The 13,200-nt window shown below is 63.4% G+C and carries 14 protein-coding genes; 8 read left to right on the forward strand and 6 right to left on the reverse strand.

Translation table 11 applies throughout. The features are described from left to right. The first annotated feature begins 34 nt into the window (after nucleotides 1-34). The 5 genes from IAE40_RS07885 to IAE40_RS07905 are packed head-to-tail and all read left to right on the forward strand — an operon-like array spanning nucleotide 35 to nucleotide 4,117. Entirely contained in the window at nucleotides 35-841 is an 807-nt protein-coding gene (locus IAE40_RS07885) for an alkaline phosphatase family protein (RefSeq protein WP_125931639.1), read from the forward strand. Beyond that, nucleotides 838-1,677, forward strand: a complete 840-nt coding sequence (locus tag IAE40_RS07890; RefSeq protein ID WP_054895576.1) for an ABC transporter permease — start codon at nucleotides 838-840, stop codon at nucleotides 1,675-1,677. Before IAE40_RS07885 ends, IAE40_RS07890 begins: the two co-directional genes overlap by 4 nt. Continuing rightward, nucleotides 1,667-2,461 carry an ABC transporter permease gene (locus IAE40_RS07895; RefSeq protein WP_054895577.1) on the forward strand — a complete coding sequence of 265 codons (795 nt, stop codon included), beginning with the start codon at nucleotides 1,667-1,669 and terminating at the stop codon, nucleotides 2,459-2,461. Before IAE40_RS07890 ends, IAE40_RS07895 begins: the two co-directional genes overlap by 11 nt. Next, nucleotides 2,461-3,450 carry an ABC transporter ATP-binding protein gene (locus IAE40_RS07900; protein ID WP_200602960.1) on the forward strand — a complete coding sequence of 330 codons (990 nt, stop codon included), beginning with the start codon at nucleotides 2,461-2,463 and terminating at the stop codon, nucleotides 3,448-3,450. Before IAE40_RS07895 ends, IAE40_RS07900 begins: the two co-directional genes overlap by 1 nt. A 13-nt stretch (nucleotides 3,451-3,463) precedes the next feature. Next, complete coding sequence (locus IAE40_RS07905; protein WP_200602961.1) at nucleotides 3,464-4,117, forward strand: HAD family hydrolase; 654 nt, start codon at nucleotides 3,464-3,466, stop codon at nucleotides 4,115-4,117. Nucleotides 4,118-4,168: 51 nt separating this feature from the next. On the opposite strand, the gene IAE40_RS07910 is transcribed toward IAE40_RS07905, so the two are convergent. Beyond that, on the reverse strand, nucleotides 4,169-5,131 hold the full coding sequence (locus IAE40_RS07910; RefSeq protein WP_153772830.1) for an NAD(P)H-quinone oxidoreductase: 963 nt from the start codon (nucleotides 5,129-5,131) through the stop codon (nucleotides 4,169-4,171). Between the two features lie 141 nt (nucleotides 5,132-5,272). On the opposite strand from IAE40_RS07910, the gene IAE40_RS07915 reads away from it, so the two are divergent. Together IAE40_RS07915 and IAE40_RS07920 are read left to right on the forward strand one after the other, a co-directional pair. Further along, on the forward strand, nucleotides 5,273-7,354 hold the full coding sequence (locus IAE40_RS07915) for a carboxy terminal-processing peptidase (RefSeq protein ID WP_176717855.1): 2,082 nt from the start codon (nucleotides 5,273-5,275) through the stop codon (nucleotides 7,352-7,354). A gap of 120 nt (nucleotides 7,355-7,474) precedes the next feature. Further along, complete coding sequence (locus IAE40_RS07920) at nucleotides 7,475-9,229, forward strand: bifunctional diguanylate cyclase/phosphodiesterase (protein WP_200602962.1); 1,755 nt, start codon at nucleotides 7,475-7,477, stop codon at nucleotides 9,227-9,229. Nucleotides 9,230-9,231: 2 nt separating this feature from the next. Here the strand turns inward: IAE40_RS07920 and IAE40_RS07925 are convergent, their stop codons facing one another. From IAE40_RS07925 to pcaQ, 5 genes are all read right to left on the reverse strand, one after another. Continuing rightward, entirely contained in the window at nucleotides 9,232-9,609 is a 378-nt protein-coding gene (locus IAE40_RS07925) for a hypothetical protein (RefSeq protein ID WP_054890902.1), read from the reverse strand. Beyond that, complete coding sequence (locus tag IAE40_RS07930) at nucleotides 9,606-9,965, reverse strand: helix-turn-helix domain-containing protein (RefSeq protein ID WP_200602963.1); 360 nt, start codon at nucleotides 9,963-9,965, stop codon at nucleotides 9,606-9,608. The genes IAE40_RS07925 and IAE40_RS07930 overlap by 4 nt, the downstream gene beginning before the upstream one ends. 89 nt (nucleotides 9,966-10,054) lie before the next feature. Next, complete coding sequence (locus IAE40_RS07935; RefSeq protein ID WP_200602964.1) at nucleotides 10,055-10,495, reverse strand: YkvA family protein; 441 nt, start codon at nucleotides 10,493-10,495, stop codon at nucleotides 10,055-10,057. A gap of 291 nt (nucleotides 10,496-10,786) precedes the next feature. Continuing rightward, the gene (locus IAE40_RS07940; RefSeq protein WP_054890905.1) at nucleotides 10,787-11,521 is read right to left on the reverse strand and encodes an FKBP-type peptidyl-prolyl cis-trans isomerase; all 735 of its coding nucleotides are present in this window, start codon (nucleotides 11,519-11,521) and stop codon (nucleotides 10,787-10,789) included. Nucleotides 11,522-11,665: 144 nt separating this feature from the next. After that, nucleotides 11,666-12,598 (reverse strand): pca operon transcription factor PcaQ, encoded by a 933-nt coding sequence (pcaQ, locus tag IAE40_RS07945; RefSeq protein ID WP_200603014.1) that lies wholly within the window; start codon nucleotides 12,596-12,598, stop codon nucleotides 11,666-11,668. A 150-nt stretch (nucleotides 12,599-12,748) separates the two neighbouring features. Between pcaQ and IAE40_RS07950 the strand changes: the two genes are divergently transcribed. Further along, a complete protein-coding gene (locus tag IAE40_RS07950) occupies nucleotides 12,749-13,174 on the forward strand; it encodes a DcrB-related protein (protein WP_200602965.1) in 426 nt (141 codons plus the stop codon). Nucleotides 13,175-13,200 lie beyond the last annotated feature (26 nt).

Below are 13,200 nucleotides of genomic sequence, written 5' to 3' on the forward strand. Positions count from 1 at the left end.
ACGCGATACCGACCCATTCCTCTGCGGAGCCAACATGCAACACAACGTCATCCTGGTCCTGCTCGACGGCCTCAACCACCAGGTCGCACACCACGCCATGGGCCACCTGCACGCCTATGTCGAGGCCGACCGCGCCGCGCTGTACCGTGTGGAATGCGAACTGCCGTCACTGTCACGCCCGCTGTACGAGTGCATTCTCACCGGCGTGGCGCCGATCGACAGCGGTATCGTGCACAACAACGTCAATCGCCTGTCCAATCAGCGCAGCGTCTTCCACTACGCCCGCGAAGCCGGGCTGGGCACTGCAGCTGCGGCCTATCACTGGATGAGCGAACTGTACAACCGCTCGCCCTTCGATCCGATCCGCGACCGCCATACCCACGCGCCCAAGCTGCCGATCCAGCATGGGCTGTTCTACTACGCCGATCACTACCCCGATTCGCATCTGCTGGCCGACGCCGAGTACCTGCGCCGCCGTCATGCCCCGAACTTCCTGCTGGTGCACCCGATGAACATCGACGATGCCGGCCACCGCCACGGTCTGGACAGCAGCCAGTACCGCAACGCCGCACGCAGCGCCGACATCCTGCTGGCCGACTACCTGCCACTGTGGCTCGAAGAGGGCTATCAGGTACTGGTCACCGCCGACCACGGCATGAACAACGACCGCTCGCACAATGGCCTGCTGGCCGAGGAACGCGAGGTGCCGCTGTTCGTCTTCGGCGACGCCTTCAGCCTCGACCCGGCCGCCAAGCCCCTGCAGACCGAGCTGTGCGGCACGATCTGCGAACTGCTCGGCGCGGCCCACGACAAACCGGTCTGCCGGGAGTTGCTCAAGTGAATTCCAGCCACCGCGGCCGCCACCTGGCCCTGCTCTGCCTGCTGCCCTTCGCCATTTTCTTCATCATCTTCCAGATCGCCCCGCTGGTCTGGGTCGCCATCGCCAGCCTGCAAAGTGAAAGTGGCTGGGGCCTGGACAACTTCAGCAAGATCTTCGCCTCGAAGTTCTACCTGCAGGCCATCGAACGCAGCCTCGAGATCAGCTTCTGGTCGAGCCTGTTCGGCATCGTCATCGCCACCCTCGGCGCCTACTCGTTGCGCCAGGTCGATTCGCGCCTGCGCGACTTCGTCAGCGCCTTCGCCAACATGACCAGCAACTTCGCCGGCGTGCCACTGGCCTTCGCCTTCATCATCCTGCTGGGCTTCAACGGCGCACTCACCCTGGCGCTCAAGGAGATCGGCCTGCTCGGCGACTTCAGCATCTACTCCAAGACCGGCCTGATCATCGTCTACACCTACTTCCAGATTCCGCTGGGCGTGTTGCTGCTCTACCCGGCCTTCGACGCCCTGCGCGAGGACTGGCGCGAATCCGCCGCGTTGCTCGGTGCCAGCCACTGGCAGTTCTGGCGGCACATCGGCCTGCCGGTGCTGACCCCGGCACTGCTGGGCACCTTCGTCATCCTGCTGGCCAACGCCCTGGGCGCCTACGCCACGGTCTATGCCCTGACCACCGGCAACTTCAACGTGCTGCCAATTCGTATCGCCGCCCTGGTGGCCGGCGACATCACCCTCGACCCGAACCTGGGAAGCGCGCTGGCCATGGTGCTGGTGGGGCTGATGACCCTGGTGACGGTGGTCCATCAATGGCTGCTGAAAAGGAGCTACCATGCGCGCTGAATCACACAAGGGCGGCTGGTACCACCGCGCCGTGGTGTACCTGCTGTTCCTGATCCTGCTGTTGCCCCTGGCCGGCACCCTGCTCTACTCATTGGCTACCAGTTGGTCGGCGAGCCTGCTGCCCAGCGGCCTGACCCTCAAGTGGTACGTGCAACTGTGGAGCGAGCCGCGATTTCTCGCCGCCTTCGGCCAGTCGTTGATCGTCTGCGTGGGAGCGTTGGTACTGTCGGTGGTGCTGATCCTGCCGCTGCTGTTCGTGGTGCATTACCACTTCCCCAAGCTCGACGCGCTGATGAACATTCTCATCCTGCTGCCCTTCGCGGTGCCGCCGGTGGTGTCTTCGGTGGGGCTGCTGCAGTTGTACGGCAGCGGGCCGATGGCCATGGTCGGGACGCCGTGGATCCTGATCGGCTGCTATTTCACCATCGCCCTGCCCTTCATGTACCGGGCGATCACCAACAACCTGCAGGCGATCAACCTGCGCGACCTGATGGACGCCGCGCAACTGCTCGGCGCCAGCACCTGGCAAGCCGCCCTTCTGGTGGTGCTGCCCAATCTGCGCAAGGGCCTGATGGTGGCGTTGCTGCTGTCGTTTTCCTTCCTGTTCGGCGAATTCGTGTTCGCCAACCTGCTGGTCGGCACCCGCTACGAAACCCTGCAGGTCTACCTGAACAACATGCGCAACAGCAGCGGCCACTTCAACAGCGCGCTGGTGATCTCCTATTTCGCCTTCGTGCTGGTACTGACCTGGGTCGCCAACCGCCTGAACAAGGATAAATCCTGATGAGCTTCGTCAGTGTCCAGAAACTTCAAAAGAGCTACGCCGGCAGCCCGGTCTTCGAGAACATCGACTGCAACATCGAACGCGGCGAGTTCGTCACCCTGCTCGGCCCGTCGGGGTGCGGCAAGTCCACCCTGCTGCGCTGCATCGCCGGCCTGACACCTGTCGACAGCGGCCGCATCCTGCTCGACGGCCAGGACATCGTGCCACTCAGCCCGCAGAAGCGCGGGATCGGCATGGTCTTCCAGAGCTACGCGCTGTTCCCCAACATGACCGTTGAACAGAACGTCGCCTTTGGCCTGCGCATGCAGAAGGTCAAGGCCGAGGAGAGCCAGGCGCGTGTGCACGAGGCCTTGAAGCTGGTGGAGCTGGGCAGTTTTGCCGGACGCTATCCGCACCAGCTGTCGGGCGGTCAGTGCCAGCGCGTGGCGCTGGCCCGTTCGCTGGTCACCCGCCCGCGCCTGCTGCTGCTCGACGAGCCGCTGTCGGCGCTGGATGCGCGTATCCGCAAACACCTGCGCGAGCAGATCCGCGCGATCCAGCGCGAGCTGGGGCTGACCACCATCTTCGTCACCCACGACCAGGAAGAGGCGCTGACCATGTCGGACCGCATCGTCCTGATGAACCAGGGGCGCATCGTCCAGAGCGGCGACGCCGAAACCCTCTACACCGCACCTGTCGACCTGTTCGCCGCCGGTTTCATCGGCAACTACAACCTGCTCGACGCCGACAGCGCCAGCCGCCTGCTGCAGCGCCCGGTCAGCGCACGCCTGGCGATCCGTCCCGAGTCCATCAGCCTGGGCCTGGACGGTGAACTGGACGGGCAGATCCGCAGTCACAGCCTGCTCGGCAACGTGATCCGTTACCGTGTCGAGTCGCGCGGCGTGGAGGTGGTGGTGGACGTGCTCAATCGCTCGTCTGCCGATCTGTATGCCGACGGGCAGCGCGTGTCGCTGTCGATCGACCCCACCGCGCTACGGGAAGTGGCTTAAGGAGATTCAAGCAATGGCACTGGCGATTTTCGATCTGGACGAAACCCTGATCCACGGTGACTGCGCGTCGCTGTGGAGCGAACAGATGGCCCGGCTGGGCTGGGTGGACGGCAAGGAATTCCTGCGTCGCGACCATGAACTGATGGAGGCGTACGGCAAGGGCCACCTGCAGATGGAGGACTACATGGCCTTCAGCCTGGAGCCCATCGCCGGGCGCACGCTGGAAGAGGTCGAGCACCTGGTCGAGCCCTGGGTGGAGGATGTGATCGAGCCGATCATCTATGGCGATGCCTGTCGCTGCATCGCCGAACACCGCAACAAGGGCGATCGCATCCTGATCATCTCCGCCTCCGGCACGCATCTTGTCGGGCCGATCGCCGCACGCCTGGGGGTCGACGAATACCTGGCCATCGAGTTGGAGGCGATCAACGGCGTGTACACCGGCAAGACCCACGGCGTGCTGACCTACCGCGAGGGCAAGATCACTCGCTTGCTGGAGTGGCTGGACCAGGAGCAGGAGAACCTGGAGGGCGCGAGCTTCTATTCCGACTCACGGAACGACCTGCCGCTGTTACTGAAGGTGGACCATCCGAATGCGGTGAATCCAGACCCGGTGCTGCGCGAGCATGCCCAGACCAATGGCTGGCCTGTGTTGAGCTGGTCCTGAGATCCATTGCCCCTGTTCCGGCCTCTTCACCCGTGAAGAGGCCGGGTCTGCTTACGCCAGGTCAGGGTCGATCACCATCACCAGCTTGCCGGACACCTGGTTGCTCTCAAGCTCCGCATACGCCGCCTGGGCGAATTCGACTGGATAGGTATCGACCAACTGTGGCGACAGCCGCCCTTCGGCGAACAGCGGCCACACCTGCTGCTGCAGGTCGCGCAGCAACTCGGCCTTGAAGCCATCATCACGATTGCGCAGGGTGGAACCGGTGATCTCCAGGCGCTTGCCCAGCACCAGCGCCAGGTCCACTTCGAACTTGCGCCCGCCCATCAGGCCGATGATCACCCAGCGGCCGTCGCGGGCCAGCAGCTCCAGGTTGAGCGGGCCATAGCTCGCGCCTACCGGGTCGAGGATCACATCGAACGGCCCGAACCCCTTGAGCGCGTCGAGGTTCTCGTTACGCACCACACCTCCTGCGGCACCCAGTGCCTTGCAGTAGTCCAGGCGCTCCTGGGAGCCGACGCTGACCCATACCGGGCAACCAAACGCCTTGCCCAACTGGATGGCCGCAGAGCCCACACCACTGGCACCGGCGTGCACCAGTACCTTCTCACCCGCCTTGGCCGCCCCGAGCTGGAAGATATTCAGCCAGGCCGTGGCGTACACCTCAGGCAGCGCGGCCGCCTCGTGCAGGCTCAGGCCCTCGGGCACCGGCAGCACATGGCGGGCATCCACGACCACTTCTTCGGCCATGGCGCCACTGGCCAGCAGCGCACAGACCCGATCGCCCACGCGCCAATCTGCCCCCGCACCCACCTCCTCGATCACCCCGGCGCACTCCAGCCCCATGTAAGGGCTGGCACCGGGTGGCGGCGGGTACAAACCCTTCATCTGCAACAGGTCGGCGCGGTTCAACCCGGCCGCAGCCACTCGAATGCGTACCTGCCCCGCGTCACAAACCGGACGTTCGGCTTCGACCCAGGCTACATGTCCGTCAACGCCTTGCAATGCCTTCACAGTGCCTCCATAGTTGAGTCATGACTGAGCCCGGGATCGCCATGTCCCGGGTTTTTTGCAGTATTCAGCCGGTTTCATGGAACCGGCGTACGGAAAAGACGGCCTACTATGCGTGATCAATTGCCCCCACGTCGAATCAGCATGAAGCATTTCCTCCCCAGCACCGCCCTCGCCCTCATGGTCGGCCTCGGCAGCCTCACGCTCGGTGGCAATGCGGCCGCCGCCAACAAATGGGACAGCCTGCAGCCGGACCGCGACGAGATCGTCGCCAGCCTCAACGTGGTGGAGCTGCTCAAGCGCCATCACTACAGCAAGCCTCCGCTGGACGATGCCCGCTCGGTCATCATCTATGACAGCTACATCAAACTGCTCGATCCATCACGCAGCTATTTCATGGCCAGTGACATCGCCGAATTCGACAAGTGGAAGACGCAGTTCGACGACTTCCTCAAGAGCGGCAACCTCGACCCTGGCTTCACCATCTACAAGCGCTACCTGGACCGCGTGAAATCGCGCCTGGACTTCGCCCTGGCCGAACTGAACAAGGGCGTCGACAAGATCGACTTCACCGTCAAGGAAGACCTGCTGGTCGACCGCAAGGACGCTCCGTGGCTGAAGAACGAGGCCGAGCTCGACGACCTGTGGCGCAAGCGCGTCAAGGATGAAGTGCTGCGCCAGAAACTGGCCGGCAAGGATCCCAAGCAGATCCAGGAAACGCTCACCAAGCGCTACAAGAACCAGTTGGCGCGCCTGGACCAGACCCGTGCCGAAGACATCTTCCAGGCCTACATCAACACCTTCGCCCAGTCCTACGATCCGCACACCAACTACCTGTCGCCAGACAACGCCGAAAACTTCGACATCAACATGAGCCTGTCGCTCGAAGGCATCGGCGCTGTGCTGCAGAGCGACAACGACCAGGTCAAGATCGTGCGCCTGGTACCGGCCGGCCCTGCCGCCAAGACCAAGCAGGTCGCTCCTGCCGACAAGATCATCGGTGTCGCCCAGGGCAGCAAGGAAATGGTCGACGTGGTCGGCTGGCGCCTGGACGAAGTGGTCAAGCTGATCCGTGGCCCGAAAGGCTCGGTGGTGCGTCTTGAAATCATCCCAGCCAGCAACGCACCGAACGACCAGACCACCAAGATCGTTTCGATCACCCGCGAGGCGGTCAAGCTCGAGGAGCAGGCAGCGAAGAAATCGGTGCTCAAGCTCAAGCAGGACGGTCGTGACTACAAGCTCGGTATCATCGAGATCCCGGCCTTCTACCTCGACTTCAAGGCCTACCGTGCTGGCGATCCGGACTACAAGAGCACCACGCGCGACGTGAAGAAACTGCTCACCGAACTGCAGAAGGAGAAGGTCGACGGCGTGGTCATCGACCTGCGCAACAACGGCGGCGGCTCGCTGCAGGAAGCCACCGAACTGACCAGCCTGTTCATCGAGAAAGGCCCGACCGTGCTGGTACGCAACAGCGACGGCCGCGTCGACGTACTCGAGGACGAGAACCCCGGCGCCTTCTACAAGGGCCCGCTGGCACTGCTGGTCAACCGCCTCTCGGCCTCGGCTTCGGAGATCTTCGCCGGCGCCATGCAGGACTACCACCGCGCGCTGATCATCGGTGGCCAGACCTTCGGCAAGGGCACCGTGCAGACCATCCAGCCGCTGAACCATGGCGAGCTGAAACTCACCCTGGCCAAGTTCTACCGTGTCTCCGGCCAGAGCACCCAGCACCAGGGCGTACTGCCGGACATCGACTACCCGTCGATCATCGACACCAAGGAAATCGGCGAGAGCGCCCTGCCCGAAGCCATGCCATGGGACACCATCCGCCCGGTGGTCAAGCCGGCAGCCGATCCGTTCAAGCCATTCCTGGCCCAGCTCAAGGCGCAGCATGAAGCCCGTAGCGTCAAGGATGCCGAGTTCACCTACATCCGCGACCGCCTGGCGCTGACCCAGCGCCTGATGAACGAGAAGACCGTCAGCCTCAACGAGCAGGATCGCCGTACCCGTCACGACGAGATCGAGGCCAAGCAACTGGCGCTGGAGAACACCCGACGCAAGGCCAAGGGCGAAGAGCCGCTCAAGGAACTGAAGAAGGTCGACGAAGACGCCCTGCCCGAGGAGAAGGACGACGCCAAGCCAGAAGATGATGCCTACCTGGCCGAAACCGGTCGCATCCTGCTCGACTACCTGCGCCTGAGCTCGCAAGTGGCGAAGAAGTAAGCGACTCGACCAGGTGATGGCAGATTAATGTGACCTGTCATCAAACAGTCATCGCACTGTCGTGAAATAGAAGGGCCGGACGCCAAAACGTCCGGCCTTTTCATTTTCAGGAAGCAGTCCATGACCGTCACCGAACAGCTCAGTGCCTTGAGCGCCATCCTGGCTCAACGCAGCATTCACAGCCTGTTCCAACCGATCATCTGCCTTTCCGAGCGACGCATCCTCGGCTATGAGGCGCTCAGCCGCGGACCGTCCAACAGCCCTCTGCATTCACCCCTGAACCTGTTCGCCATCGCCCGCCAGGCGGGGCGCCTGAGCGAGCTGGAAGTGCTGTGCCGGGAGAACGCATGCCGACGCTTCAGCGAGCTGGGGCTCGAAGGCAAGCTGTTCCTCAATGTCTCGCCCGAGTCGCTGCTGGAGCCGCACTACCCTTCTGGGCGCACCCTGAAGATGCTCGAGCAGGTCGGTCTGCAACCCAGCCGTGTGGTGATCGAGCTGACCGAGCAAACCCCCACCGACGACTTCCAATTGCTGTCCAACGCCTTGCATCACTATCGGGACATGGGCTTTTCCATCGCGCTGGACGACCTGGGTGCCGGTTATTCGAGCTTGCGCCTGTGGTCGGAGCTGCGTCCGAACTACGTGAAGATCGACCGACACTTCATCGACGGCATCCATCAGGATCCGCTCAAACGCGAATTCGTTGGTTCCATCCTGCAGATCGCCCGCGCCTCGAAGGCCCAGGTGATTGCCGAGGGCATCGAGCTGGGCGAGGAGCTGACGGTACTGGCCGACATGGGCGTCGACCTGTTGCAAGGCTACCTGCTCGGCCGCCCTCAGGAATTCCCCCCGCGCGAGGGCCTGAATCTGCTGCCCCCGGCGCACGGCAGCGCACTGATGATCAACGAGGAAGGAAGCGACCTCGCCGCACTGCTGATCGAGCAGCCTGCGGTTGCGCTGGACACCCCGACCCAGCAGGTGCTGGAAGCGTTTCGCCGCCAGGCCAATCTCAACTCCCTGGCCGTGCTCGATGCCCAGGGCCACCCCTGCGGTATCGTCCATCGGCACTCGCTGTCCGACGTTCTGCTCCAGCCGTTCGGCACCGACCTGTTCGCCCGCAAGCCGATCAGCCGACTGATGAACGAAGACTTCCTCGCAGTCGAGCGCAGCCAGTCACTGCAGCAGGTCAGCCGCCTGCTCACCAGCCGCGCACGACAGCGCATCGAGGAAGATTTCATCATCACCCACGGTGGTCGCTACCAGGGCCTGGGGCGGGTGATCGATGTGCTCAAGTTGATCACCGAGCAGAAGATCCAGCAGGCCCGCTACGCCAACCCCCTGACCCTGCTGCCGGGCAACGTGCCGATCCGCCAGTGCCTGACCCGCCTGCTGGAGCAACAGCGTGCGGCGGCGGTGTGCTACGTCGACATCGACAGCTTCAAACCCTTCAACGATATCTATGGCTATGCCCGCGGCGACGAGGTGTTGCTGTGCCTGGCCCAGTGCTTGAACGACAGCGTCGATCCGCGCCGCGACTTCGTCGGGCATATCGGCGGTGATGATTTCATGCTGGTCTTGGGGTCGCTCGATTGGCGCGAGCGGCTGCACCAGCTGATCGATAATTTTCTACGCGAATGTCGACGTTTCTATCGCAGCGAGCACCTGGAGGCCGGGTGCTTCATCGCCCACAACCGCCAAGGGCAGCGGGAGACCTTCCCATTGCTGTCGCTGTCGATCGGCGTGGTTTTGCTGCGACCGGAATGCTGTGCCAGCCTCGATGCGGCGCAGTTGGCCGATCTCGCCTCACAGGCAAAGCGCCAGGCCAAGGATACAACCGGGCCCAGTCTGAGCCTGATCGATACCGCGGTGTTGTAACCCTACCCTGCCGTCACTTCTTCGGGGTAAGCGAACTCGAACACCCGCACCACTTCGGACGCATGCCACGACGCCGCCTCCATGCCATCGACCGGCCCGGAAAACCGCCCCAGGCGCTCGACACACTCGAAGAAGCCGGTACGCGGCAGGCGGCTGGCCCCCTGGCTGATCACCAACGAACTGCGCAGCGGCTGCTCGGCGCGCGCGTCGAGCAGCGCCAGATACTCCAGGGCGGCGGTCAGGGTTTGCATGGCGGGGGTGGGCAGCTCCAGGCGCTCGAGCAGCGCCCTGTAGGTGAGCAGATGGCGTTGACGGCGGGCCAGGTCGAGCTCGTCCAGCAGGCGCTGCCATTGCTGACGACTGATCCTGACCTGGCTCATGATGGATCGCTCCAGCCGGCGATTCCCAAGTGCCACGCCAGGCTGCGCTGGATCGCCGCATCAGGCACACGCTCGCCCGACTCGATCATGGCCAGGTACGAGGGGCTGATGCCGACGCTGCGGGCCAGTTGCTCGGGGGCCAGGCCCTTGGCCTGACGCAACTGCGCCAGCTCCCCCAGGGCGGGCAAGCTGGCGCTTTGCTCGATGACTTCGCCACGGTCTTCAGTGACCGCAGCCTGAGGTTCGTCGATATTGGCTGGCGCCTGCCCGGCTGCCGCGAGCAGCGCCTGGTACTGGGCCCAGGGAACAACTGCATACTCGGGCTGACCGTCCCGACTGATGACCTGAATACCCATACAACCCCCTCACTGCATGTAATCCGTCGGCATAATGCTTATGCCAATTATATGACCAAGTGCAGGAGTCTGTGCAGGTCAGGCCAAAATCAAGAGCGAGGACGTTCCAGGCGCAACGCCTCCGGGCTGTCCGGCAGCCGCTCGACCACACGCAGGCGCTCGGGTGACTGGCTGTCGCGCCATGCCTTGAAGCGCGCCAGCTCGTCGCCGACGGTCTTCAGCACCCACCCCAGGACGGCGATGTCATCGAGAAAGCCGACACCGACGATCCAGTCCGGAATGGCATCCAGGGGGCTGACGAAATACAGCAGACCAGCGACGATGGTCACCAGCGCCTTGGGGCTTACAGCACGGTACTCGCCGCGCCACCAGGCCAGACACAGGCCTTGCATCAGGCGCAGGTCGTCACGCAACTGGCCCAGCTTGGGGCCCTTGCGGGCCACGGCGAACAGCAGCGCCGGCAGGCGGCCACGGCTGAGCAGGCGCTCGGCCAGCGGCAGGAAACGGGCAAAATTCCAGGGTGCGCTCATGGTGTCTCCAGCATCAGCCAGGAAGGTTATCCACATTTATTGTGGATAACCTTGTGAACAGGGCAGCATTTTCAGGCGCTAGGCGCCCACGGGGCAAGGGTCCCGCTCAGATCGGGCGTTTTTTACACAACCGTTTCAGACAGGCAAACGATTTGCGTCAGGCGTGCGGTTGGGTACGCTTCAAGGTACCTCATGCTCAGACAGTGAGACACCCGCGACGTTCGCGTCAAGCGTGCGGCCAAAATGAAAACGCCCCGTCGAAACGGGGCGTCAGGTGTCGCGGTTGCCAGATTACTTGGCCGGCGCTTCGGCAGGCTCGGCGTCCAGCTTGCTCGGGTCCTTGATGGCCAGCAGCTCGAGGTCGAACACCAGTACGGAGTTCGCCGGGATCAGCGGGCTCGGGCTCTGGGCGCCGTAAGCCAGCTCGGCCGGGATGTACAGCTTGTACTTCTCACCGACGTGCATCAGTTGCAGGCCTTCGACCCAACCTGGGATCACGCCGCTGACCGGCAGGTCGATCGGGTTGCCGCGCTCGATGGAGCTGTCGAAGACCTTGCCATCGATCAGCTTACCTTCATAGTGGACGGTAACCACATCGGTCGGCTTGGGCTGCGGGCCGTCGGCCTTCTTCACGACTTCATACTGCAGACCCGAGGCGGTAGTGACCACGCCCGGCTTCTTGGCGTTGTCCTCAAGGAACTTCTTGCCCTTGGCGGCCGCTTCCTCGCTGGCCTTGGCCAGACGCTCCTCGGCGCGTTTCTGCAGGGCGGTGAAGGCTTCAACCAGCTCTTCGTCCTTCAGACGGGCTTCTTTCTTGCCGACCGCATCCTCGATACCCAGGGCCACCGCTTTGGAGTCCAGGTCATCCATGCCTTCTTGCGCCAGGCTCTTGCCCATGTTGAGGCCGATACCGTAGGAGGCCTTCTGTGCTGGGGTCTTCAGCTCGACGCTGCTGGTCTGAGCGTCGCAGCCAGCCAGGACCAGGCCTACCAGGGCAACCGCAGCCGCCAAACGATGCTGTTTCATGCTATTTCCTTGTTCATGCGCCATGAGGGCAATCAGGGTAAAGCCGCGAGCTTATCAGGCGGCCATGACCAATGGCTACCGGCATAGGAGCGGGTTTGTGGCAGGAAGTTCCTGTATGAAGGGATGTTCATCCCACCGTGAAAATCAAGGGTAGCTGCCGGCCCGGTATTCGCCCGCCACTTCCCGCAATACCTCGCACAGCCATTGGGCGGCCAGCCCCAGCGGCAGGGCTGCGTTGCGGCAGATACCCACCGAGCCTCCCGGTTCGCGTACACCCAGGTCGAGCTCGACCAGCTCACCACGCTGCAGGTCGATCAGCACGGCGTCCCGCGGTGCCACCCACACCGCATCGCTGCCCAGCAGGTAGCGCCGGCTCAAAGCCAGGGACAGGGTTTCCAGGCGTTGCCCCGGCATCTGGATACCGCACTGCACGAACAGGCTATCGGCGTGCTGGCGAATGGTGGTGCCTGCTGGCGGCAGCACCAGTGCGTAGTCGCCAACCCGCGCTCGGTCCAGGGGATGACGCGCGAGCAACGGATGGCCGGGACGCACCACCAGGCTCATGGACTCACTGTACAGGTGCTCGAAGGAAAGGCCCTGGATCTGCGGGCTGTCGGTCATCCGCCCGACCACCAGTTCCAGCTCGCCCAGGCGCAGTTGCCCCAGCAATTGGGCACTGACCCCGGTAGCCACACTGATCATCAACGCTTCATGACGCTGGTGCAGGCGACACAGTACCTCCGGCATCAACAATCCCTCGACCGTCGACAGCACGCCGATGCGCACCTGCGACGGCGCCCGCGCCTCGCCGCGCACCGTGCTGACGCCTTCGCGCAACGCCTGCACGCTGGGCCCGGCGTAGCGCATGAAGCGGGTACCCGTCGAGGTCAGCTCGACGCCTTGTCGGGTGCGCTCGAACAGGCGCGTCTCGAGCAAGTCCTCAAGCTCCTTGAGCGTCTTGGAAATGGCCGGCTGGCTGATCGCCAGGGCATCGGCGGCCCTGGCCAGACTGCCCTGACGGGCGATCTCCAGGAAGCACAGCAGATGGCGGTACTTGATGCGGGTATCGAGGTTCATGCACGGCAGTGTAACTATGTGCATGGGGGCTGCAAGTCGTCTGTGAATACCCTTTCCTACAACGACTCGATCCCATTCTGACAATGCGCAGCTTGCCCTCAAGGCGCTTGGCTTTGTAGGGTGCAGCTTTCCCCGGCAAGGAGCCAACCGATGTCGCTTTACCAAACCCAGGACCTATCACTAGACCTGGGAGCAGAGCTGCCGCAGGACAGCAGCATGAACATGCTGACGTTCCCCGAGCGCGGCACCACCTTGGTGATCGCCCGCAGCCCGCTCCCCGCAGACCAGTCCTTCGACATCGTCTACCGCCAGCAGCTCGAACAACTGCGCAGTCGCCTCGATGCACACATCACCGAGCCTCAAGCCACGACCTGCGGCATGGCGCAAGCCATCCATGGCCTGGAAGTCGGCCTGCAGTTCCAGCGTGGCGAAATTCGCTCGCACCAGCGTCAACTGGCCTATCCCCATGTACAGGCACAGCGTCTTATGGTGCTGAGCTATAGCAAGGAGACACCGCTGACGGAAAACGACCTCATGCACTGGCAAGCCATCAAGGCGAGCCTGCAGACACGCTGACACCCCTCCAGCAAGGAAGCCCGGAT

Source organism: Pseudomonas sp. S44, assembly GCF_016624805.1.
Classification (GTDB): Bacteria; Pseudomonadota; Gammaproteobacteria; order Pseudomonadales; family Pseudomonadaceae; genus Aquipseudomonas; species Aquipseudomonas machongensis.

Bases quoted from the DNA above. Each gene is read 5' to 3' on its own strand.
- IAE40_RS07950 (WP_200602965.1), top strand. From the start codon at position 12,749: ATGTCGCTTTACCAAACCCAGGACCTATCACTAGACCTGGGAGCAGAG.
- IAE40_RS07915 (WP_176717855.1), top strand. From the start codon at position 5,273: ATGAAGCATTTCCTCCCCAGCACCGCCCTCGCCCTCATGGTCGGCCTC.
- IAE40_RS07930 (WP_200602963.1), bottom strand. From the start codon at position 9,965: ATGGGTATTCAGGTCATCAGTCGGGACGGTCAGCCCGAGTATGCAGTT.
- IAE40_RS07885 (WP_125931639.1), top strand. From the start codon at position 35: ATGCAACACAACGTCATCCTGGTCCTGCTCGACGGCCTCAACCACCAG.
- IAE40_RS07905 (WP_200602961.1), top strand. From the start codon at position 3,464: ATGGCACTGGCGATTTTCGATCTGGACGAAACCCTGATCCACGGTGAC.
- IAE40_RS07935 (WP_200602964.1), bottom strand. From the start codon at position 10,495: ATGAGCGCACCCTGGAATTTTGCCCGTTTCCTGCCGCTGGCCGAGCGC.
- IAE40_RS07900 (WP_200602960.1), top strand. From the start codon at position 2,461: ATGAGCTTCGTCAGTGTCCAGAAACTTCAAAAGAGCTACGCCGGCAGC.
- pcaQ (WP_200603014.1), bottom strand. From the start codon at position 12,598: ATGAACCTCGATACCCGCATCAAGTACCGCCATCTGCTGTGCTTCCTG.
- IAE40_RS07940 (WP_054890905.1), bottom strand. From the start codon at position 11,521: ATGAAACAGCATCGTTTGGCGGCTGCGGTTGCCCTGGTAGGCCTGGTC.
- IAE40_RS07895 (WP_054895577.1), top strand. From the start codon at position 1,667: ATGCGCGCTGAATCACACAAGGGCGGCTGGTACCACCGCGCCGTGGTG.
- IAE40_RS07920 (WP_200602962.1), top strand. From the start codon at position 7,475: ATGACCGTCACCGAACAGCTCAGTGCCTTGAGCGCCATCCTGGCTCAA.
- IAE40_RS07925 (WP_054890902.1), bottom strand. From the start codon at position 9,609: ATGAGCCAGGTCAGGATCAGTCGTCAGCAATGGCAGCGCCTGCTGGAC.